16 protein-coding genes and 2 pseudogenes are annotated in these 21,527 nt (G+C 58.0%); 16 read left to right on the forward strand and 2 right to left on the reverse strand.

Features of this window, described 5'->3' with window-relative positions:
* Positions 1–24: 24 nt before the first annotated feature.
* From VI25_RS16685 to VI25_RS16730, 14 genes and pseudogenes are all read left to right on the forward strand, one after another.
* The gene (locus tag VI25_RS16685) at positions 25–2,811 is read left to right on the forward strand and encodes a substrate-binding domain-containing protein (protein ID WP_052694893.1); all 2,787 of its coding nucleotides are present in this window, start codon (positions 25–27) and stop codon (positions 2,809–2,811) included.
* A 482-nt stretch (positions 2,812–3,293) separates the two neighbouring features.
* Entirely contained in the window at positions 3,294–6,458 is a 3,165-nt protein-coding gene (locus VI25_RS16690; RefSeq protein ID WP_052694894.1) for a SusC/RagA family TonB-linked outer membrane protein, read from the forward strand.
* 22 nt (positions 6,459–6,480) lie between these two features.
* Positions 6,481–8,202 (forward strand): RagB/SusD family nutrient uptake outer membrane protein, encoded by a 1,722-nt coding sequence (locus VI25_RS16695; RefSeq protein ID WP_045686986.1) that lies wholly within the window; start codon positions 6,481–6,483, stop codon positions 8,200–8,202.
* A 134-nt stretch (positions 8,203–8,336) separates the two neighbouring features.
* A pseudogene (locus VI25_RS16700) lies at positions 8,337–9,673 on the forward strand (sugar porter family MFS transporter).
* A 75-nt stretch (positions 9,674–9,748) separates the two neighbouring features.
* Entirely contained in the window at positions 9,749–10,567 is an 819-nt protein-coding gene (locus tag VI25_RS16705; RefSeq protein WP_316934345.1) for a carbohydrate kinase, read from the forward strand.
* 169 nt (positions 10,568–10,736) lie between these two features.
* Positions 10,737–11,951, forward strand: a complete 1,215-nt coding sequence (locus tag VI25_RS16710) for a glycoside hydrolase family 32 protein (RefSeq protein ID WP_316934346.1) — start codon at positions 10,737–10,739, stop codon at positions 11,949–11,951.
* Entirely contained in the window at positions 11,924–12,253 is a 330-nt protein-coding gene (locus tag VI25_RS28580) for a GH32 C-terminal domain-containing protein (protein WP_316934347.1), read from the forward strand. Before VI25_RS16710 ends, VI25_RS28580 begins: the two co-directional genes overlap by 28 nt.
* A gap of 248 nt (positions 12,254–12,501) precedes the next feature.
* On the forward strand, positions 12,502–12,864 hold the full coding sequence (locus tag VI25_RS25970; protein ID WP_052695185.1) for a hypothetical protein: 363 nt from the start codon (positions 12,502–12,504) through the stop codon (positions 12,862–12,864).
* 571 nt (positions 12,865–13,435) lie between these two features.
* On the forward strand, positions 13,436–13,702 hold the full coding sequence (locus VI25_RS28960; RefSeq protein ID WP_410503440.1) for a twin-arginine translocation signal domain-containing protein: 267 nt from the start codon (positions 13,436–13,438) through the stop codon (positions 13,700–13,702).
* Positions 13,699–13,743 (forward strand): annotated as a pseudogene (locus tag VI25_RS28965) (hypothetical protein); the annotation flags it as partial. The gene VI25_RS28960 and the pseudogene VI25_RS28965, both read left to right, overlap by 4 nt.
* Before the next feature lie 54 nt (positions 13,744–13,797).
* Positions 13,798–14,070: a (2Fe-2S)-binding protein gene (locus tag VI25_RS28970; protein WP_410503441.1), complete on the forward strand. Its 273-nt coding sequence runs from the start codon at positions 13,798–13,800 to the stop codon at positions 14,068–14,070.
* Between the two features lie 201 nt (positions 14,071–14,271).
* The gene (locus tag VI25_RS27075) at positions 14,272–14,718 is read left to right on the forward strand and encodes an FAD binding domain-containing protein (protein WP_262489976.1); all 447 of its coding nucleotides are present in this window, start codon (positions 14,272–14,274) and stop codon (positions 14,716–14,718) included.
* The gene (locus VI25_RS27080; RefSeq protein WP_262489973.1) at positions 14,712–15,173 is read left to right on the forward strand and encodes an FAD binding domain-containing protein; all 462 of its coding nucleotides are present in this window, start codon (positions 14,712–14,714) and stop codon (positions 15,171–15,173) included. The genes VI25_RS27075 and VI25_RS27080 overlap by 7 nt, the downstream gene beginning before the upstream one ends.
* A 131-nt stretch (positions 15,174–15,304) precedes the next feature.
* Positions 15,305–17,644, forward strand: a complete 2,340-nt coding sequence (locus VI25_RS16730) for a xanthine dehydrogenase family protein molybdopterin-binding subunit (RefSeq protein WP_045688390.1) — start codon at positions 15,305–15,307, stop codon at positions 17,642–17,644.
* A 91-nt stretch (positions 17,645–17,735) separates the two neighbouring features.
* Here VI25_RS16730 and VI25_RS27085 read toward each other — a convergent pair whose 3' ends face one another.
* Together VI25_RS27085 and VI25_RS27090 are read right to left on the reverse strand one after the other, a co-directional pair.
* Entirely contained in the window at positions 17,736–18,716 is a 981-nt protein-coding gene (locus VI25_RS27085; RefSeq protein ID WP_236705090.1) for a S8 family peptidase, read from the reverse strand.
* A 133-nt stretch (positions 18,717–18,849) separates the two neighbouring features.
* Complete coding sequence (locus tag VI25_RS27090; protein WP_236705091.1) at positions 18,850–19,191, reverse strand: hypothetical protein; 342 nt, start codon at positions 19,189–19,191, stop codon at positions 18,850–18,852.
* 395 nt (positions 19,192–19,586) lie between these two features.
* On the opposite strand from VI25_RS27090, the gene VI25_RS16740 reads away from it, so the two are divergent.
* Positions 19,587–20,774: an XdhC family protein gene (locus tag VI25_RS16740; protein WP_045688391.1), complete on the forward strand. Its 1,188-nt coding sequence runs from the start codon at positions 19,587–19,589 to the stop codon at positions 20,772–20,774.
* A 97-nt stretch (positions 20,775–20,871) separates the two neighbouring features.
* Entirely contained in the window at positions 20,872–21,489 is a 618-nt protein-coding gene (locus VI25_RS16745) for an NTP transferase domain-containing protein (RefSeq protein ID WP_045688392.1), read from the forward strand.
* Positions 21,490–21,527: the final 38 nt, after the last annotated feature.

Below are 21,527 nucleotides of genomic sequence, written 5' to 3' on the forward strand. Positions count from 1 at the left end.
CTATTTCTTGCTACCTTCGGTGCAATGCGTCTCCTATCTACTGCCTACTCTGTGCTGTTGGTACGCGCCATCTGGGTGCTGGGCGGGCTGCTGGCCGTGGGTAGCTGTTCCCGTTCGCCGGAGCCGCCCACCTATACCATCGGCTTCTCGCAGTGCACCAATGGCGACGCCTGGCGGCAAGCCATGCTGGCTGGCATGAAGAAAGAGCTGAGCTTCTACCCCGAGGTCAAGTTTCAGATCAAGGATGCGAAGTACAACAGTGCCTTGCAGGAGCAGCAAATCAAGGAATTTCTTCGCGAAGGGATTGACCTGCTGATTGTTTCGGCCAACGAAACGGAGCCCATAACTCCCATTGTGGAAGAGGTGTACAACCGGGGCATTCCGGTGGTTATCCTCGACCGGCGAATCACTTCCAAGCTGTATACGGCCTACGTGGGCGGCAACAACGAGGAAGTGGGGCAGATAGCGGGCAACTACGTAGCTAGCTTGCTGGGACGACGGGGGCAGGTGCTGGAAGTGCTGGGCGCGCCGGGCACCTCTCCTGCCGTCGACCGGCACCGGGGCTTTGCGCAAACCCTGGCTACTTACCCCGGCATTCAGCTCACGGCCCAGGTGAACAGCAATTGGGAGCGTCCTTCGGTGCTCGAGCGGCTGCCGGCTGTCCTGCGTGCCCACCCGGAGGTAGACCTCATCTTTGCCCATAACGACCGGTTGGCGCTGGGTGCCTACCAAGTATGCAAGCAGCTACAGCTAGATCAGCGCATTCGTATAGTAGGAGTAGATGGGCTGCCGGGAGCACACGGGGGAATTCAACTGGTGCAAGATGACATCCTGAAGGCTACACTGCTCTACTCGCCGGGTGGGGAGGAAGCCATTCGGACGGCCATGCGCGTCTTGCGCCAGCAGCCCTACGACAAGGAGAATATCCTGGGTACGATGGTTATTGATTCTACCAACGTGCTGACGATGAAGCTGCAAACCGAGAAGCTCACCAGCCAGCAGCAGGATATTCAGCGCCAGCAGCGCCTCTTGCAGCAGCAGCGCGATACCTACGCCAGCCAGCAAACCGTGCTGTACGTGTTAGCGGCAGCCCTGGTGGGGTCGGCCCTCCTGGGCTTGCTGGTGTGGCGAGCCTTCCGGGCCAACCGCCGCATCAACCAGCAGCTTGGGCAGCAAAACGAAGAAATACGCTCCCAACGCAATCAGTTACAAGAGTTTGCCGAGCGCGCTAAGGTAGAAACCGAAGCCAAGCTGCGCTTCTTCACCAACTTCTCCCACGAGCTGCGTACTCCGCTTACGCTTATTCTAGGGCCGGTAGAGGAAATGCTAACCAGCGGCCCCGAGCTACCCGCCGCCCAACGCCACGACCTAAGCCTTGTGCGGCGCAACGCCCAGCGCCTGCTGCAACTGGTCAACCAACTCATGGATTTCCGCAAGATTGATGTGGGTAAGATGCCGGTGCGTGCCACGGAAGGCAATTTGGTGGCTTTCGTGCGGGAAATCATGGATGTGTTCGAGAAGCCTGCCCGTCAGCGTGGCATTACCCTACGCTTTCTGCCGGCCGAGCCAGTTATTCCGCTCTGGTTTGATGTGAACGTGCTGGATAAAGTGTTCTTCAACCTGCTCAGCAACGCCCTGAAGTTCACGCCCGAGCGCGGACAGATAACGGTAAGCATCCAGCGAGTACCGGCCGAAGGCAACGTGCGCGTGAGCGTGGAAGACACGGGCCGCGGCATATCAGAGCAAGACCGCGCCCACATCTTCGAGTGGTTTTACCAAGGCCAGCAGTCCACGGCCAAGGGCTCGGGCATGGGTCTCGCTCTCGCCCTGGGGCTCACGCGCCTACACTTAGGCCAACTCAGCTTTACCAGCCGGCCGGGGCAGGGAAGTACGTTTGTGGTGACGTTGCCGCTGGTGCTACCGGCGGCCATGAAATCGGTGGTGGCGCCTACCCTGGCCACCCCCATCTTTGCCCTCGATGAGGGCCTGGCCATGTCGTCGGCCGTGGCTGCCCCATTGCCCCAGGTGGTGAGCAGCACAAGTAGTGAAGCCCTGGTGCTGGTGATTGAGGACAACCCCGACGTCAATGCCTTCCTGGCCCAGAAGCTCCAGCCTCATTTTCAACTTACAACTGCCTTCGACGGAGCAACGGGCCTGCGCCTAGCCGCCGAAACCATTCCTGACGTGATTGTGTGCGACGTGATGCTGCCCGAGCTAAGCGGCTTGGAAGTGGTAGCCCAGCTCAAGGGCGACTGGCGCACTTCCCACATTCCGGTAATCTTGCTCACGGCCCGCAACGCCCCCGAGCAGCAGGTAGAAGGCGTGCAGGCTGGTGCCGACTTGTACCTGACCAAACCCTTCAACCCCGCTTTTCTGCTGGAAAGCGTGCGCACCTTGCTCAGCAACCGCGAGAAGCAGCGCGAGCATTTCCGCCGCGAACTATCAGTAGATACGGCTACGGTAGCGCCCCAGCGGGTAGACCAAAAATTCCTGGCCGACCTCACGGCTATTGTGGAAGCCAACCTGACCCGTTCGGACTTGAGCGTGGAGGACGTGGCCCGTAGCATGGGCATTTCGCGGGTGCAGCTCTACCGCAAGGTGAAGGCCGTACTGGGCACCGGCGTTACCGACTTTATCCAGGGTATCCGCCTCACGAAAGCCCGCCAGCTTCTGCTCGACGACGACCTGACGATTGCAGAGGTGGCCTACCAGTTAGGCTTCTCCTCGCCCTCGTATTTCTCTACCTCTTTCAAAGCCCGCTACCAAGTGTCGCCCTCCGAGTTCCGGGCCATGCACACCACGGCGGGGTAGGCGCTCAGTACGTTGCGCGGCCTTGGCGCCAGCTTCGGGTTCCCTGTGCAGCGGGGCCGGAGCTGGCGCTTTCGTTTTAGTGCCAATTGCGGGTTGAAAAGATGTATCAATTTTTGAAATCAAGTATCAAAAGTGATACTGTATGCCTAAGTACAAATTGTGATTTAAGTATAAATAATTGTGTGTGAGTGATTTGTAATTGATGAACGTGGTTGAGCAAATTGTGAAAGAGTTTGAGTGAATCGAGCAAGCCCTTGCCTTGCTAGCGGCTGACATTTGGGTCAAGTATTGGGCTGGCCGCTCCCCAAAGCGGCGGGTTGTTCGGGCCTTCTAACAGGCCAGCAGAGCTTCCGGCAGCAGTCGAATACAGCGTAGCACTTAGCTGGTGACAGAGAGTGCTACCCAGAAACCAAGCGTTTTTCGGCGGCCAACTTCTCCGGTTCGGCCCATCTCGGTACCTCCCATTCCTTTCCAATTCCCACATGAAACACCCTGTACCCCTGCGGCGGGCCCTCGGCCTTACGCTGCTTACCGCTGCACCGCTGGCGGCCACGTTGCCAGCCACCGCTGCCGCAAACAGCGCCTCCCATTTTGCCGCTTCTTCCGCCGTTGATGTGCCCGTGAGTGGGCGCGTGCTGGATGAAAAAGGCGCTGGCATGCCCGGCGTAACGGTAGTAGTGAAGGGCACGGCCCTGGGCACCTCTACGGGCCCCGATGGCGAGTTTACCCTGTCGGTGCCCGACAACGCTACCACCCTGCTCTTTTCCTTTATCGGCTATAAAAGCCAGGAGGTAGCCGTGAGTGGTCGGACCACCTTTTCCGTGACGCTAACCCCCGACGCGGCCGCCCTGGATGAAGTAGTAGTAACCGGCTACCAGACCCAGCGCAAGGCCGATTTGACCGGGGCCGTGGCCGTGGTGAAAACCGACGAAATTAAGAGCATGGCCTCCAACGACGTAACCCGTAACCTGCAGGGCCGGGTGCCGGGCGTGCAGGTCACAACGGATGGGGCGCCGGGCAGTGCTGCTTCGGTGCGCATCCGCGGCATCGGTACGCTGGGCAACAACGACCCGCTCTACGTTATTGACGGCATTCCCACCAAGGAAGGCATCAACCAGATCAACCAGAACGACATCGAGTCGATTCAGGTGCTGAAGGATGCCTCGGCGGCCAGCATTTACGGTTCGCGGGCGGGCAATGGCGTTATCATCATCACCACGAAGAAGGCCAAGAAGGGCGCCACGCAGGTAAACTTCTCTACCTTCTTCACGGTGCAGAAGCCGGGTCCGCACATTAAGATGCTCAACACCCAGGACTACGGCCGGGTGTACTGGCAGGCTGCTACCAATGACGGCTCGACGCCCAGCTTGCCGTACTACACCTTCCAGTCGCACACGGGGCCCGATGGCCGGCCGGTGCTAGACCAGGTGGTCGTGCCGGAGTTTATCGACGCCAATAAAACCCAGCGCTCCGCCGACACCGACTGGTTTAAGGAAACGCAGCAGAATGCCCTCATTCAGAGCTACGACCTAAGCGTGAGCAGTGGCAGTGAGCGGGGCGGGGCCTTGTTTTCGGTGAACTACTACGACAACAGCGGCACCCTGAAGTACACGGGCTTCAACCGGTACACGGCCCGTCTCAACTCCGACTACAACTTTCTGGAAGGCAAGGTGAAGGTGGGAGAAAACTTGACCATTGTGAAGTCGCAGCGGGCAGAAGTGGACATTTTCAACGTGCGCGACCGGACCAGCCAGTTGCCTTCTATTGTACCCGTGCGCACCGCAGACGGGTTAGGCTGGGGCGGGCCAGTAGCTGGCATGAGCGACCGGGACAATCCGCTGCGCCTGCTCACTGACAACAAGCAGAACCGCTCGAATACGGGACGGGTATTTGGTAACGTATTTGCCGACGCTGAAATCCTGAAGGGCCTGCACCTGCGCTCCAGCTTCGGCATCGACTATAGCCTCTACAAGTACCGCCAGATCTACAAAACCTACACCGCGGGCTTCCTGTCGGAGGCCAACAACCGGGTGACGGACAACGAAAGCTTCTTCGGCAACTGGGTGTGGCAGAACACGCTGAACTACAACCTCTCCCTCGGCGGCAAGCACCAGCTTGATTTCCTGGCTGGCACGGAGCGCATCAGCTACTACGCCGAAAGCACCTACGCCTCGCGCACCAACTTCGCCAGCGAAGACCCCAACTACACCTACCTCGATGCGGGCTCGGCCAACAAGGACAACGGCGGCTCCGGCACGGCTTACCGCTTGGCGTCCTACTTCGGCAAAGTAAACTACTCCTTTGCCGACAAGTACCTGGGCTCCGTAACGGTACGCCGCGACGGTTCCTCCCGCTTCGGTACCGACAACCAGTTTGGGGTATTTCCGGCTCTGTCGGTGGGCTGGCGCTTAAGTGAGGAAGGCTTCCTGAAAGACAACGTGGGCTTCCTTTCCGACTTGAAGCTGCGCGCCGGCTGGGGGCAAACCGGCAACCAGGATATTGCCAACTTCGCGGCCCGCGGCCTCTACCAGTCTTTGCTGGGCACCCTGGACCCCAACTTCGACTACGACCACGGCACAGCCTACGACATCTACGGCAACGACACCAACCTGCCCTCGGGCTACCGCCGCGTGCAGCGGGCCAACCCCAACCTGAAGTGGGAAACCACCACCCAAACTAACGTGGGGGTTGACTTCGGCTTCCTGCAAAATAAGGTGTCGGGCTCGGTAGACTACTTCGTGAAGAAGAGCGAAGATATCCTCGTGAACCTGCCGTATCTGGCCGTAGTAGGCGAGGGCGGCGACCAGTTTGTCAACGGGGCATCCATTGAAAATAAAGGATGGGAGTTCCTGCTCAATTACCAGAACGAGCTTGCGAATGGGCTGACCTACAATATCACGGGCAACCTTTCTACCTACCGCAATACGCTCACCTACCTGCCGGCGGAGGTGATTAATGCTTACGGCGGCAACGGCCAGGACGTAACTCGCTTGGGGCACTCCATCAATGCGGTGTATGGGTACGTGGCCGATGGGCTTTACCAAACCACGGCCGAAGTAAGCCAAGGCCCTACCCAGGTAGGCGCCGCCCCCGGCCGCATCCGCTATAAAGATCTGAATGGCGACGGCAAGGTGGACAACTTTGACCAAACCTGGATTACAGAGGGCGTTCCAGACTTCAACTACGGCCTCAACCTGGGCGCGGCCTTCAAGGGGTTCGATTTGCAGATCTTCTTACAAGGGGTGCAGGGCCTCTACGCCTACAACAACGCAAAATTCCGAACCGACTTCTCGTCCTTGGCTTCGGGGGAAAACTGGGGTCAGCGCCTGCTCGATGCCTGGACGCCCACTAACACCGGCTCCAGCATTCCGGCCGCTACGCTCATCAACAGCAACAACGAGGGCCGCGCGTCTACTTACTTCGTTGAAAACGCTTCTTACTTAAAGCTGCGCAACCTGCAGCTAGGCTATTCACTGCCCGCCGACGTGGTGAGCAAGGTGCGGCTGAAAGGGGTGCGCTTGTATGTGCAAGGGCAGAACCTGTTCACTATCAAGAGTAAAGAATACACCGGTCCGGACCCCGAGGTGACCAACTACCAGTACCCCATTCCTCGGATTTTCAGCACCGGCCTCAACGTATCCTTCTAACCACCCGCTAGCACTCCTACCCATGAATATCCTAAAATCCAGCGTGCTGGCGCTTTCCCTGCTAGCCGTTTCCGTTGGCTGCAACGACCAAAAATTCCTTGATGTGCAGCCCACGGGTGCCCTCACCGATGAGCAGCTGAACACCGTAGCCAACGTGGAGAAGCAGGTAATAGCCACCTACTCCCAGCTCGGCAATGATGTGTACCGGGCGCCTTACACCTCCATGTGGCCCTACGGCAACGTGCGCGGCGGCGACGCCTACAAGGGCGGCAACGGCACGGCCGACGTGGACGCCTTCCACTTCTACGAAACCTTCACGTTCAACCGCGTGGATGTGGGCAACACCGATGAGCTGTGGTTCTTGATTTACATTGGTATTTCGCGCGCCAATGATGCTCTGCGCCGCCTTGACGCCATTGATGCGGCGGCCATGCCTAGCAAGACGGTGCGCCAGGGAGAGGTGCGCTTCCTGCGCGGGCACTTCTACTTCCTGCTGAAAGAGCTATTTAAGCGCGTACCCTACATCGACGAAACGGTGCCCACGGCGCAGTACGCCGAGGTATCGAACGTGGCCCTGAGCAACGACGAGTTGTGGACCAAGATTGCCGACGACTTCCGCTTTGCGGTAGCCAACCTCCCCGAAACCCAGCCGGAAACGGGGCGGGCCAACAAGTCGGCGGCCCAGGCCTACCTAGCCAAAACGCTGCTCTATCAGGCCTACGTGCAGAACGATGCCCACGCCGTGACGTCAGTTGACCAAGCCAAGCTGCAAGAGGTAGTAACCCTGACCGACCAAGTCATTGCCTCGGGCAAATACTCTCTGCACCCCGATTTCGCCACCAACTTCCTGACCGTGGGCGACAACGGGCCTGAGTCGGTGTTTGCCATTCAGTTTTCGCGCAACGATGGTACGCCCAAGGGCCGCACCGACCGGGGCAACCAGCTGAATTACCCCATGAACCCCGACTACGGCTGCTGCGGCTTTCACCAGCCCAGCCAGAACTTAGTAAACTCCTTTAAGACGGATGCGCAGGGACTGCCCCTGTTTACCACCTTCAACAACTCCGACTTGTCTAAGCCGGCTGATTTTCAAGCCAATACCGTAGACCCGCGCCTCGATCATACCGTCGGGATTCCCTCGCACCCGTATAAGTATGCGCCTACGTTCATCTTTGAGACCTCCTGGCTGCGCGACCAGAATACCTACGGGGTCTACATGTCGATGAAGGAAAATGTGCTGCCCTCGGATCCTAGTTTTCAGAAAACGCCTCCTTTCATGAGCTCCTCGAAGAACTGGACCCTGATCCGCTACGCCGATGTACTGCTGTGGAAGGCCGAAGCCCTTATTGAGTTGAACCGGGCCCCGGAGGCGCTGCCCATTATCAACCAAATCCGGCGGCGGGCCCAAAACAGCACCGCCAAGCTGAAAACTGCTACCGGCACCACCATCTCCAACTACAATATTGGCCTCTACCCAATGGCGGCGTGGAACCAGCAGTACGCCCGCGAGGCTCTGCGCTTCGAGCGGCGCCTGGAGTTTGCCATGGAGGGCTACCGCTTCTTTGATCTGGTGCGCTGGGGCATTGCGGCCAACTACCTGAACACCTACTTCGACCGGGAAAAAACCAAGCGCCAGTACTTGCAAACGGCCCGGTTTACAGCCGGCCGCGACGAGTACCTCCCGATTCCGCTAAACCAGATTAACTTCAGCAAAGGCCTCTACAAGCAGAACCCCGGCTGGTAACCCCGAATACCCAAGCCCATCTTGTTGAGCTAGTTGGGGCATCTCGCTCGAACCAGCTAGTAACACGCCAAGTGCTTCGGCTGCGCTCAGCATGATGGGCTGCTTTTCTTGCCTTCACCCTTGAAATTTCCGCTGTGAAAAATAGCAACGTTTTCTTCTGGTCCCTGGTGGTAGCGCTGGGCGGCTTTCTGTTCGGCTTCGATACGGCCGTTATTTCCGGGGCTGAAAAGGCCATTCAGCAAGTATGGCACCTGACCCCGGTAGAGCACGGCTTCACGATTTCCATTGCCCTGATTGGTACCGTATTCGGCGCCATCTTCGGCGGCATTCCGTCCGATAAGCTAGGCCGCCGCCAAACCCTGATCTGGATTGCGGTGCTGTATTTCGTGTCGGCCCTGGGGGCGGCCCTTACGCAAAGCTGGGTTGCTTTTCTAGTGTTCCGCTTCTTGGGAGGGCTCGGCGTGGGTGCCTCATCCGTCACGGCACCGCTTTACATCTCGGAGGTGTCGCCGCGCGAGTCGCGGGGGCGCATGGTGAGCATGTTTCAGTTTAACATCGTGCTGGGCATTCTGGTAGCCTACCTCTCCAACTACTTGCTCACGGGCACTGGCGAGCAGGACTGGCGTTGGATGCTGGGCGTGCAGGTAGTACCCGCGGCCGTGTTCTTCCTGCTGCTGTTTCGGGTACCGGAGAGTCCCCGCTGGCTGATTGGACAGGGCCGGGTAGAGGAAGGGCGGCAGGTGATGCAGCTCATCAACCCCACCACCGCCGACCAAGACGTGACCAGCATCCTGACCACTAATGCCACTGACGCCGCCATAGAAGGTGGCCGCTCGTTGTTTGCCCGCCAGTACCGCGGGCCCGTTATGCTGGCCGTGCTGTTTGCCGTGTTCAACCAAGTGTCGGGCATCAATGCCATTATCTACTTCGCGCCCCGCATCTTTGAAATGACGGGCCTGGGCAAAGGCTCGGCGCTACTCTCCTCAGCCGGGCTGGGGCTAGTAAACTTTGCCTTCACGCTGCTGGCCCGCCAGTTCATCGACCGGTTTGGGCGCCGCAAGCTCATGTTCATTGGCTCGTTTGGCTGATTGCTACCCTAGGCTTGGTGTCATATGCCTTCTACACCCAAGATTTCAGCGCTCTGGGCGGCATGCTAGTGCCGGTGCTGCTGTTCGTGTACATTGCTTTTTTTGCTTTCTCGCAGGGAGCCGTCATTTGGGTGTTCATCTCCGAAATATTCCCCAACACGGTGCGGGCCAAAGGGCAGGCCCTGGGGTCGTCCACGCACTGGGTAATGGCCGCCATTATTGCGTTTACCTTTCCTTACTTCGCCGAGCAGTTGGGCGGCGGCCACACGTTTGCGTTCTTCTGCGCCATGATGGTGTTGCAGCTGCTGTTTGTGTGGCGCCTCATGCCCGAAACCAAGGGTACTTCGCTGGAACAGCTAGAAAAAACCTTGGTAATTCACTAGTGCCACTAAAGCAGTATGCCGCCCTCCGGCACTGAGCTGCTTGGTTCCTCTTCTCAATTAAACTCCCGTATTCCTATGTCTGAAAAGAAAATAGTCTGCTTTGGGGAAGTGCTGTGGGACGTGCTGCCCACCGGCAAGCAGCCCGGCGGTGCGCCTTTCAACGTGGCCGTGCACCTACACCAGTTGGGCTTGCCCGTAGAGTTGATTAGCCGTGTTGGTGATGATGAGCTGGGTACCGAGCTGCTCGAGTTTATTGAATCCAAGGGCCTCCGCACCGACTATGTGCAGCGCGGCAAAACCCACCTTACCGGCGTAGTGAAAGCCAACGTGGATGACGCCAACGAGGTGACCTACAAGATTGTGCAGCCCGTAGCCTGGGACTATATTCAGTACGATGCCGCGCTAGAGCAGCTTGTGGAGCAGGCCGAGGTGTTTGTGTTCGGTAGCTTGGCTGCCCGCCAGGCCGGCACCCGCGAAACCCTGTACCGCCTGCTGGAACACGCCCGGTTCAAGGTGTTCGACGTGAACATGCGGCCCCCACACTACACTAAGGAGGTAACCAAGTACTTGCTGGAAAAGGCAAACCTAGTAAAGATGAATCACCACGAGCTGGCCGAAATCATGACTTGGTTTGGCTTGGAAACCGACCGCCCCACGGCTATGCAATGGCTAGCCGAGCGGTTTGATTTGCAGGCCGTGTGCGTAACCTGTGGGGCCGATGGTGCCCTGCTCTGTACCAATGGGCAGCTGTACCGGGCCCCCGGCGTAGCGGTAGAGGTTAAAGACACCATTGGCAGCGGCGACTCCTTCCTGGCCGCTCTGCTAAAAGGCTGGCTGAACGGGCAGGAGCCTGGCGAAGCCTACGCTTTGCCTGCGCCACGGGGGCACTGGTAGCTACGCACTTGGGCGCTACTCCCGCCATTCGGGAAGCCGATGTGCTGGAACTGCTGGAGCCGCGCGCCGTGTAGCGCCGCACTCCTTATTATATGGTGTCTGCTGGCATCTGTGCTGGCTTAAGCTACTCTTGTCCGATTTCGTTTCCACCTGCACTCTTCCCACCCGCATGAAAAAGACCCTGTTTCTGGCCCTTTCGCTTCTAGCTGCCGCGCCCGTAGTACAGGCCCAAACGCCTGCCCCCGTACCCCCGGCTACCCCCCAATACCGCCCTGCCTACCACTTTACACCCTCGGCACACTGGATGAACGACCCCAATGGGATGGTGTACCTGAACGGTACGTATCACTTGTTCTTTCAGCACTACCCCGAGGGCATGACCTGGGGGCCCATGCACTGGGGCCATGCTACCAGCAAAGACCTGGTAAGCTGGAAGGAGGAAGCCATTGCCTTGTTTCCTGACAAGCTGGGCATGATCTTTTCGGGCAGCGCCGTGGTGGATGAAAACAACACCGCTGGGTTCGGCAAAAACGCGCTGGTAGCCATTTTCACCCACCACAACGCCGACGAGGAAAAGAAGAAAACCAACAAGCACCAATACCAGAGCCTCGCCTACAGCCTCGACGAAGGCAAAACTTGGAAGAAGTACGAGGGCAACCCGGTACTGCCCAATCCGGGCATCCAGGACTTCCGCGACCCCAAGGTGAGCTGGAACGTGGTGGCAAAGCAGTGGGTAATGACCCTGGCAACCAAGGACCGCATTACATTCTACGGCTCGCCCAATCTGAAAAGCTGGACCAAGCTGAGCGAGTTTGGCGAGAAACTGGGCGCCCACGGCGGCGTGTGGGAATGCCCCGACCTGTTTCCGCTGGTCCTGAACGGCAAAACCCACTGGGTGCTGCTGGTGAGCATTAACCCCGGCGGGCCCAATGGGGGCTCGGCAACCCAGTACTTTGTGGGGCAGTTCGATGGCAAAACCTTCACGCCTACCACTACCACCCAAAAGTGGGTTGATTGGGGCAAAGACAACTACGCCGGCGTGACGTGGAACAACACCGGAGCGCGCAAGCTGTTCCTGGGTTGGATGAGCAACTGGGAATACGCCAACGAAGTGCCTACCTCGCCCTGGCGTAGCGCCATGACCACACCGCGAGACCTCGCGTTGCGGCAAGTAGGCCCGGAAATCTACCTCACTTCGGAGCCTGCCAAGGAAGTAAGCAAGCTTGCCCAGCCCAGCCAAACGCTAAAAAACGTGGCGGTGAAGTCTGAGCTAGACCTGTCAGATAAGATTAAGCCAGCAGCCCGCAGTTTCAGCTCAAGCTCACGACCAAGCAGCTACAAGAGTTTGCCCTCGTATTGTCGAATGCAAAAGGGGAGGAGCTAGCCATCGGCTACAACAAAATAGCTAACCAGTACTACATCGACCGGAGCAAGGCCGGTGCCACGGGCTTCAGCAACAAGTTTGCGGGTCGCCACCCCGGGCCCCGCTTAGCTACGGGCCCCGCTGCCGCCCTCACGCTCTTGTTTGATGCCGCTTCTGTGGAAGTATTTGCTGATGATGGGCTCACCACCATGACGGAAATATTCTTCGTTTCTCAACCGCTAACCACGCTGAAAATTCGGGCCAAAAATGGCGTTACGTTTGACGCGCTTACGTATGCTTCGCTGGCTGGAACGGTGAAATAAAGTATCACTCTAGGATAGGAAGAGGTTGCCGTACGAGGCTTGCAAAACGGTGTTTTGATGGGCGGTGAGTGTGCCGAAATACTTGCAAACAGCTGATTTGTCGGTATTTATACTGATAAAAAGAGACAAAATACGTATTTGTTCGTATAAATTTTTTAGGCGGCCCGGCGTTTGAGACCGTACAATACAATCGTTGTTAAACAACATTTTTGATCTGACTCATTCACCACGTCAACCAACCTACTCCTATGAAAAAGGTAGTTAAATCAGCCCTGGCTATTCGCACCCTCGGCCTCGCGTTCTGCGTAGGCGCCGCCCTCAGCTCTTGCTCTAGCACGAGCACCGATGCTCCCGCCGGCTCTACCAGCGGCTCCACCGATGGCACCACGTCGGGAACAACATCAGGTACTACCTCCGGCACCACTAGCGGCTCTACCACGTATGGCACCACCAGCGGTACCTCTACTTCGGGCAGCACTACCAGCGGTACTACTTCGGGTACTACCACTACTGGCACTACCTCCGGCACCACTTCGGTACTACTACCAGCGGCACCACCAGCGGTACGACTACCGGCGGTACCACTCGCTAAGCATCTTTCCTCTATCTAGAGGTACATATGAAAGGCCCGTTTCAGCATGCTGAAACGGGCCTTTCATGTTTTGCAGAGTCTGTAGACTATCCCAGAAGCAGGTTATGAGGAGCTAAGACACTAACGTAGCTTGCATTTGACACAAGGTGTCTAACGCGGCTTCGGGTCCTGATATGAGATAAGAGGCTTTGACTAACATGGGCTACCTACCTTATCGCATCACCTGCGGGAATTAGCTCGTCTGGGCGCCTGAATATAGGCTTGGTTAGATGTGTAATATTATGATTATCAGGTTGCAGCGTGACTATGGGTTGCTGCTTTGGCGGGGGATATCAGGCCCGTTTTTGCCAGCGCGGTAGGCCGCTCAGTCTAGCGTAAGCGGTTTTGTTCGAAGGTGTTAGTAGTGCCAGGGCAAACGAGCTGGGGATGTACCGAGGGCTAAGCGGCAGGTGGCTGAACTATGCCTGGGCTAAGCCGTACTGTAAGACCAAGCACAACCATCGGATCATAGTCGGGTTGAATACATCGTGGCGCTTGCAGTATGGCAGGTTGTGCGCCCGTCTTTCCAATCACCTCCAGTTCTTATTTCCATGTCCAATCATTCCGAACCTACCAGCGGAGCTTCGGAGCTGCGGCCGGACGACGGCTCGCGCCGCTCCTTTATGAAGCAGGCCGGTGGCATTCTAGGCTTGGCGCTTGCACCGCCTTTCATCAGCCAGGCAGAGCGTCTTACGGCCTTTTCAAAAACGGTAGAAGGTGTATCGGCCATGCGGCTGAACGTAAATGGTACCGTCCGCACCATTCAGGCCGAACCCCGGGTGACTTTGCTTGATGCCTGCGGGAATACCTGGACCTGACGGGCACCAAGAAAGGCTGCGACCATGGCCAGTGCGGGGCTTGCACCGTGCACATCGATGGCCGCCGGGTTAATAGCTGCCTTACCCTGGCGGTTATGAACCAAGGCAAGGAAATTACAACCATCGAAGGTCTAGCCAAAGGCGAAGACTTGCACCCCATGCAGGAAGCTTTCATCAAGCACGATGGTTTCCAGTGCGGCTACTGCACGCCTGGCCAGATTATGTCGGGTGTGGCATGCGTGCGTGAAGGCCATGCCAACTCTGAAGCAGAAATTCGGGAGTACATGAGCGGTAACCTCTGCCGCTGCGGGGCCTACCCCAACATTGTAGCGGCTGTGCGGGAGGTGGCCGGAAAAGGGAAGGTGTAGCGTGGTGCCTTGGTGAATAGGCTGCTACCCATGCTGTTTGCCAATATGGCAGCGGCGGCTGCCTACTTCACCACCACCTCAGGTTACCAGTTCACTACCCCACCATTTCACTTCTATTCCCATGAATAATTTTAGCTATACGCAAGCGGGCTCTGCCAAGGAGCTACCGCCATCCGCAAGGCTAATCCGCAGGCCGCTTACATCGCCGGTGGCACCACCTTGCTGGACCTGATGAAGGCTAACCTAGAGGAACATCCTCAGTTGGTTGACATCAACATGCTACCCTTCAGAGGCATTGAGCAAACGCCGGACGGCTTGCGCATTGGCGCTATGGAGCGTATGAGCGACGTGGGCGAAAACCCGCTGGTATTGCAGCAATACCCAGCCATATCGGAGTCGCTCTTGTTGGCCGCCTCGCCCCAGTTGCGCAACATGGCTAGCATTGGCGGCAACATTCTACAGCGTACCCGCTGCGGCTACTTCCGCGACGCGGCCTTCCCCTGCAACAAGCGCGTACCCGGCTCGGGCTGCCCCGCTTTGCAAGGCGACAACCACAACCTCGCCATTCTGGGTACCTCCGATGCCTGCATTGCTACCTCCTACCCCGGCGACTTATCGGTAGCCTGGCGGCCTTGGATGCCGTGCTGACCCTGGAAAACCAGAAGGGCAAGCAGCGCCGCGTGCCCGTCACCGAGTTCTACTTATTACCCGGAAAAACGCCCCAGAAGGAAACCGTGCTGGAACCTGGCGAGCTGATTGTGGCTGTCACGATTCCGGCGGCCGTCCATGCTCGCCGCTCCACCTACCTAAAAGTACGTGAGCGGGCCAGCTACGCCTACGCCCTGGCGTCGGCTGCCGTTGGCCTTGATGTGCAAGGAGGCACCATTCGCTCGGCCCGCGTGGCGCTGGGTGGGGTAGGAGCCCAGCCCTGGCGCTCCCGCGAAGCCGAAAAAATCTTGACGGGCGCCCCAGCTACCGAAGCAACTTTTCGGGCTGCCGCGGCCGCAGCCCTCCGTGGGGCGCAACCACGTAGCGAAAACCGCTATAAGGTGGAGCTAGCTCAAAATACGCTGGTGCAGGCCTTGCAGAAGGTTGCTGGCTAAGAACGGTTAGGGAAAACTCGCACCTAACGTCTAAGGCGCAACCCGGGAAGCCGGCGCGTTGCCACCCTTCTGGCCCCTACTGATTGAAGCGCAACAGATAGCGTTTCTACACTTCCTGGAATACTTTCCTTATGGATACCGAACCAAAATTCTTTGAAACCAACCCCCAGGGCGGCTCCGTGGGGCAGCCTCTCGATCGGGTAGATGGCCGCGCCAAGGTGACAGGGCAGGCCCGCTACTCGGCTGAGTTCAACAACCTGCCTGGGCTGGTGCACGCGGTGCTCAAAACCAGTGACGTGGCCAAAGGCCGCATCCAAAGCATTGATACTAGCGCGGCCCTGAAAGAGCCGGGGGTACTAGCTGTTCTTACCCATCAAAATCTGCCCAAGCTGGCCAAAACCCCCAATGATGCCCAAAGCAAAAAAGCTATTGGCGCCCCCATGGGTTTCCTGCCCCTAACCTCCGACCAGATTCACTACGCTGGGCAGGCCGTGGCCGTGGTAGTGGCCGATACCTTGGAGCGGGCTCAGCACGCAGCTGCACTCGTACGCGTGAACATTGCCGCCGAAAAACCGGCTGCTTCCTACGAAGATCCTAAAGCCGAGCTATTTGATCCGCAGAAGGTGCAGGATGGTAAAACGCCGGGTCACACCGTGCGGGGCAACCCGAAGGCTGCGTTTGCGGCGTCGCCAGTGCAGCTCACGCATACCTACGTGCACGCCATCAACCACCACAACCCCATGGAGCCTGGAGCTACTACCGCTCATTGGGAAGCTGCGGACCGCCTAACCGTGTACGAGGCAACACAGGGCGTAACCCGCACCCAGAAGGCGCTGAGCACCATGCTAGGGCTAGCCGCCGAGCAGGTACGCGTAGTTACGAAGTACATTGGTGGGGGCTTTGGCTGCAAGGGCTCTAGCTGGCCCCACACTGTTCTTACGGTGCAAACGGCCAAGGCTGTGGGCCGCCCAGTGAAGCTTTCCCTCACACGGCCGCAGATGTTTACCAGCATGGGCCACCGCGAAGACCAAACTCAGACGCTGAAAATAGGGGCGACGAAGGATGGCAAGTTGACGGCTCTCATTCACGAGAAAACCTCTACCACCTCACCGTGGGACGACTACGCTGAGCCAAACAGCCGCATAATAAACCTGCTGTACGCGTGCCCAACGTTTGAATCATCTTACCAGTTGGCGCGGGCCAATGTGATGACGTCTACGTTTATGCGTGCCCCCGGCGAGGCTCCCGGCTCGTTTGCCATTGAATGCTCCATGGATGACCTGGCGTATCAATTGGGCATTGATCCGCTGGAAATTCGGTTGCGCAACTACGCTGAGAAGGACCCCAGCAACGGTAAACCCTGGAGTAGCAAGAGCTTAAAACAGTGCTATGCCCGCGGTGCCGAGTTGTTTGGCTGGAGCAAGCGCAACCCCAAAGCCGGTGCCACCCACGACGGCCGCCTGCTGGTGGGCTGGGGCATGGCTACGGCTAGCTACCCCGTGCACAACAACCAAGGCACGGCCCGCGTGCGGCTCTACGCCGATGGGCATGCCTTAGTGCAAACCGGCGCTACCGACCTGGGCACGGGTACCTACACCGTAATGACCCAAGTAGCGGCCGATGCGCTATGGATAACTCCCGACAAAGTGCGCTTTGAACTAGGAGATACCAAGCTGCCTACCGCGCCTAACTCCGGGGGGGCGGTGGCGGCGGGCACGGTGTCGTCGTCTATCTACATGGCTGCGCAAGACGTGTGGCAGAAGCTTATCAAGCAAGCCACGCAGGATAAGAAGTCGCCACTGTTCCGAGCCAAACCCGCCGATGTGGTGGTGGAAAAAGGCCGGATGGTGCTCAAGTCGGATAAGACCAAGGGTGAAGACTTCGCGACGCTGATGAAGCGCAACGAAATGAGCGATGTGGAAGGAAGCGGCAACGGTAAGTACGGCGCCGGCTACGAGTCGGGACTAGCGGCTGGCCCCGCCGACTCCGGCCACCAAGACGATATGGCGGGCCACTCCATGCACTCCTTTGGCGCCCACTTCTGCGAGGTGAAGGTAGACCCCGATTTGGGTACCGTGCGCGTTACCCGCTGGGTAAGTGTACACGCCGCGGGCCGCATTCTCAACGCCAAAACGGCCCGCAGCCAGATTATTGGCGGCAGCATCTTTGGCATTGGATGCGCGCTGATGGAAGCCACCAAGCGCGACCAGAACTTTGCTCGCTACACCAACGCTACCCTGGCCGACTATCACATTCCCGTTAGTGCCGACATTCCGGAAATGACGGTGGAATTTGTGAACGAGCACGACCCATATATCAACGCGATGGGGGTGAAGGGCATTGGTGAGATTTCGATGGTAGGGGTAGCCGCCGCCGTTGCTAATGCGGTGTTTCACGCTACAGGTAAGCGCATCCGCAGCCTACCCATCACGCCGGACAAAGTGCTTGAAACCAAGATAGTGCAGGTATAGAATACTGCCTGTTCGTGACCGCACAAAAAGCAAAAGGCCCGTTTCCAAGTGGAAACGGGCCTTTTGTATGTACGCAACGCGGAGCAGTAGCTTACTGAGCTTGGAAGCCCGTGGTTACGGCGCGGTAGGCGTTTACGCGGCCGTAGCCGTAGTAAGGGTCACGACCGGTTTTGCCCAGGTCGTCGGCGGAAGCACGCAGCACGGCCCGCACCTGAGCGGGAGCCATTTGACCACCGTTTTTGCCTACAATCAGAGCGGCAACACCTGCAGCGTGAGGACCAGCCATGCTCGTGCCAGCCGACCAGCTGTAGCGGCCTGCACTTGTGCAGCTAAACACCATGTCAAACGCAAAGGCATACTGACGAACGCCCGCAACCGTTACAATCTCGTTGCCAGGATACTCGGCGTCGCCACCGGGAGCAGCGAAGTCTACGTCTGAGGTGCCGTAGTTGGTGTAAGAAGCTACGCGGTCAAGATCAGCGGTGAGCGGGTTCAGGGCCCAGCCAATAGGACCGGTAGCCGAAATCGAAATCACGCCGGTAGCACCAGAAGGAATGTGTACTAGGTCCTGGTCGCGCTGCCCGTTGTTGGCGTCGTTGCCGGCCGAGGCAATAACCGTGGTGCCTTTCTTGTTGGCGTAAGTTGTCGCCTTGCCAATAGCTACCAGCAGTTCCTGAATTTCCTTGGTTTCGTTTACCACCTTATCATCCGACGGATCATCGGGTGTGCCGTTATCGTCGAGGTACTTGCTGTTGCGTGGAATAGCCGCGCCCAAGCTCATGTTGATAACGTCGGCGTTGTGCGCCACGGCGTAGTAAATGCCCTGAATCATCCAGGAGAAGGAGCCTCTGCCACCATCAGCCAGTACCTTCACCAGCAGCAGCTTGGCGTCGGGGGCTACTCCAACTACCCCAATAGTGTTGTCGACGGCAGCAATAGTACCGGCGGTGTGGGTGCCGTGGCTAAATGCCGTGGAGGCGAACTGAGCCGGCTCGCCGGGAACGTACGATACAGATTCTTGAATGTTAGCTTGCAGGTCGGGGTGGGTCAGGTCGAAGCCGCCGTCTAGCACAGCTACCAGGCTCCTCTGCCACGGGCACCCGCGTTCCAGGCTTCGGGCGCTTGAATAGCGGTATGACCCCACTGCAAGGGGAAGAACCGGTCGTTGTCGCCGGTGCTGGCTGGGTTGGTGTTATCAGACTCGTTCAGAGCCGGCGTTTCGCGGGCCGAGACGGGGTTGTAGCCTGATAGGAGAAGTCGTGAATAACCGAACGCACGCCGCTAATCCGGGAGGCTTTAGCCGCGAAATCGGGGTCAGTGGAGGTAGCAATGGCAAGACCAGTTCCGGGTAGTTCTGTTGTTAGCTTACCATTGGCGGCGGCAGTTTTGCTGGCCAGGTCGGCGGGCAAGGCGTCCGTGGCCGACAGGATAATGTACTCGTGGCTCCGGCGCACAACCCCTTGGGCAGTGGCTTCTGCCTGGTTGGAGCGGCTAGCCTGCGCAGCCACATCCGATACTTGAATTTCTTCCTTACTGCAGCCCGTCATCAGAGCCAAGCCAAGGGTCATAAGAGAGAATGAACGAGCTGTAAATGTTGATTTTATCATGAAAAGGATGGTTAAGTATATGCCCCCTAAGTTCAGAGTGATTTGTTATAAAACAAGGATTTAATTGCCTAAATCATAAAATTATGCACATTCAACATATGATATTTTCTATAGGTCAATTTACAGCATTATTGAATGTTTATAAAATATTATAAGTAAAATACTAAATAACAATACTTTACCGTTTTGAAATACGGCAAGCTCCACGGTATTCAACCTCACCTCATCAACCTGCGTACGTAGTGCTGGCAGGCCGTTTTAGGATGGTCTGTCTTGTTCCTCCTATCTGTTTTCGGGCTGGCCCAACATACCGGGTCGGTTGCTGGTTTCTTGCCATGACTGAACTTGAACGTCTTTTGCGTGCTTACGATGACCACCGTACTGCGGGCCGGGCTTGTGCATTGGCATCGGTAGTGGATGTAGCTGGCTCGGCTTATCGACGGCCCGGTGCCCGCATGCTCGTAACGGATGAGGGGCAGCTAACAGGCGCCATCAGCGGAGGGTGCCTTGAAGGCGACGCCCGTCAGCGCGCCCGGCGTACTATTCAGCAGGGGCGTCCCACCGTTGTCACCTACGATTCTACTGACCCCGACGATGACTTGCAGTTTGGCGCTGCCCTGGGCTGCCAGGGCATTGTACAGATTTTGCTAGAGCCTCTCGACTTTACCGACCCTAACAACCCCGTGGAGCTGCTGCGCCGTTGGGCCAGCGGAGTAGAAGAACTAGCCGTAATAGCCACCGTGTTTGGGGTGGCAGGCGGGGGCCAGGATCTGCACGTGGGGCAACGGTTGCTGCTGACCTCGGCCGGTATTCAAGGGACTATGCCTGCCCATGCCAACTTGTACCCGCACATATTGGCCGATGCGCATGGTGCACTGGCTGCCGGTCAGCCCGCTACCCGTCATTATCCAGCAGAAGCCGGTACTACAAGGGTTAGTCTGGAAATATTGCGCCCTCCCGTACGCCTCACGGTATATGGTGCCGGCAACGATGTGCAACCCCTCGTGCGGTTAGCTGCCAGCCTTGGCTGGCGTGTGCAGGTAGTTGACGGCCGACCCGCCCAGGCGCAACCCACGCGCTTCCCCGATGCGGACGAGGTGCGGGTGTTGCCCTTGGCGCAGGTAGCTGAGGAACCCTACGACGGCAGTTTCGCTCTGCTCATGACCCACAATTACTATTATGACTTGGCCGTGCTGCAGCATTTACTGCCCGCTGCCAATGCGCGCTATATTGGGTTGCTCGGCCCGCGGAAGAAATACGAGCGTCTGTTAGACGACTTGCGTAAGGATGTGCCCGATGCAGCCGAACAGTTGCGGGGGCGTATTCACAGCCCCATTGGCCTGAACCTAGGGGCCGAAACCCCGGAGGAAATTGCGCTTTCCATCATAGCCGAAATTCAGGCCGTGCTAACCGGGCGCCCTGCTGGCTTTTTGCGCGACTCGCCGCACCCCATTCACCCGCCTTTGCGTACGGATGCTCCTCTCGTAGCCGAAGGAAGGGTAGACGCCGTGTGCGGCCTATAGGGCTTGCGTAAGGGAAGCAACAGAGCTAATGTAGGCGCTTGCCGAAGCCAATTACTCATCATCCTTCGCCAGCTTCGTTTGAGCTTAGAATACCTGTATGCCTGCCATCCTACTTCTTGCGGCCGGATCTTCGTCTCGGCTGGGGCGCCCCAAGCAATTGCTGCGGTTCCAGGGCAACACCCTACTCCGCCGCGCCGCTGAAACCAGCGTAATGGCCGCAGCGGGGCTACCCGTAGTAGTAGTAACGGGGGCTTTGCACCAAGAACTATTACCGGAACTAGCCGGCTTACCCATAACAACGGTGCACTGCCCCGCCTGGGCAGAGGGTATGGGAGCCTCAATGAAATGTGGCCTGGCGGAGCTGGAAAAGCTTCAGCCGGCATGGACGGAAGTGTTGGTGCTGCTCTGTGACCAGCCCCACGTGACGCCAGATCTACTCAAGCAGTTCTCTGTTGTTCGGGCCGCTACTGGCTTACCAATTGCCGCAAGCCAGTATAGTAGTACTACCGGAGTGCCTGCCCTGTTTGGGCGGGAAGCGCTGCCCTTGCTACTGCAACTGCCCAATGACGCCGGGGCAGGGCAACTCCTAAAGCACCGACCCGACTTGGTAGCCACCGTGCCGTTTCCCGCGGGAGTTATTGATGTAGACACGGAGGCCCAGTACGCCGAGTTGCTGGCCGTCCCAGCACCTGTGGCATCGCCCGGTAACGAATAGCGGTGGAGGCCATGGGGACGAGCTAGTACGCACCCTTG

The organism is Hymenobacter sp. AT01-02 (genome assembly GCF_000961955.2).
GTDB lineage: Bacteria > Bacteroidota > Bacteroidia > Cytophagales > Hymenobacteraceae > Hymenobacter > Hymenobacter mucosus.

Coding starts and splice junctions, on each gene's coding strand:
- VI25_RS16685 (WP_052694893.1), top strand. CDS start 25: ATGCGTCTCCTATCTACTGCCTACTCTGTGCTGTTGGTACGCGCCATC.
- VI25_RS16690 (WP_052694894.1), top strand. CDS start 3,294: ATGAAACACCCTGTACCCCTGCGGCGGGCCCTCGGCCTTACGCTGCTT.
- VI25_RS16695 (WP_045686986.1), top strand. CDS start 6,481: ATGAATATCCTAAAATCCAGCGTGCTGGCGCTTTCCCTGCTAGCCGTT.
- VI25_RS16705 (WP_316934345.1), top strand. CDS start 9,749: ATGTCTGAAAAGAAAATAGTCTGCTTTGGGGAAGTGCTGTGGGACGTG.
- VI25_RS16710 (WP_316934346.1), top strand. CDS start 10,737: ATGAAAAAGACCCTGTTTCTGGCCCTTTCGCTTCTAGCTGCCGCGCCC.
- VI25_RS25970 (WP_052695185.1), top strand. CDS start 12,502: ATGAAAAAGGTAGTTAAATCAGCCCTGGCTATTCGCACCCTCGGCCTC.
- VI25_RS28960 (WP_410503440.1), top strand. CDS start 13,436: ATGTCCAATCATTCCGAACCTACCAGCGGAGCTTCGGAGCTGCGGCCG.
- VI25_RS28970 (WP_410503441.1), top strand. CDS start 13,798: ATGAACCAAGGCAAGGAAATTACAACCATCGAAGGTCTAGCCAAAGGC.
- VI25_RS16730 (WP_045688390.1), top strand. CDS start 15,305: ATGGATACCGAACCAAAATTCTTTGAAACCAACCCCCAGGGCGGCTCC.
- VI25_RS27090 (WP_236705091.1), bottom strand. CDS start 19,191: ATGACGGGCTGCAGTAAGGAAGAAATTCAAGTATCGGATGTGGCTGCG.
- VI25_RS16740 (WP_045688391.1), top strand. CDS start 19,587: ATGACTGAACTTGAACGTCTTTTGCGTGCTTACGATGACCACCGTACT.
- VI25_RS16745 (WP_045688392.1), top strand. CDS start 20,872: ATGCCTGCCATCCTACTTCTTGCGGCCGGATCTTCGTCTCGGCTGGGG.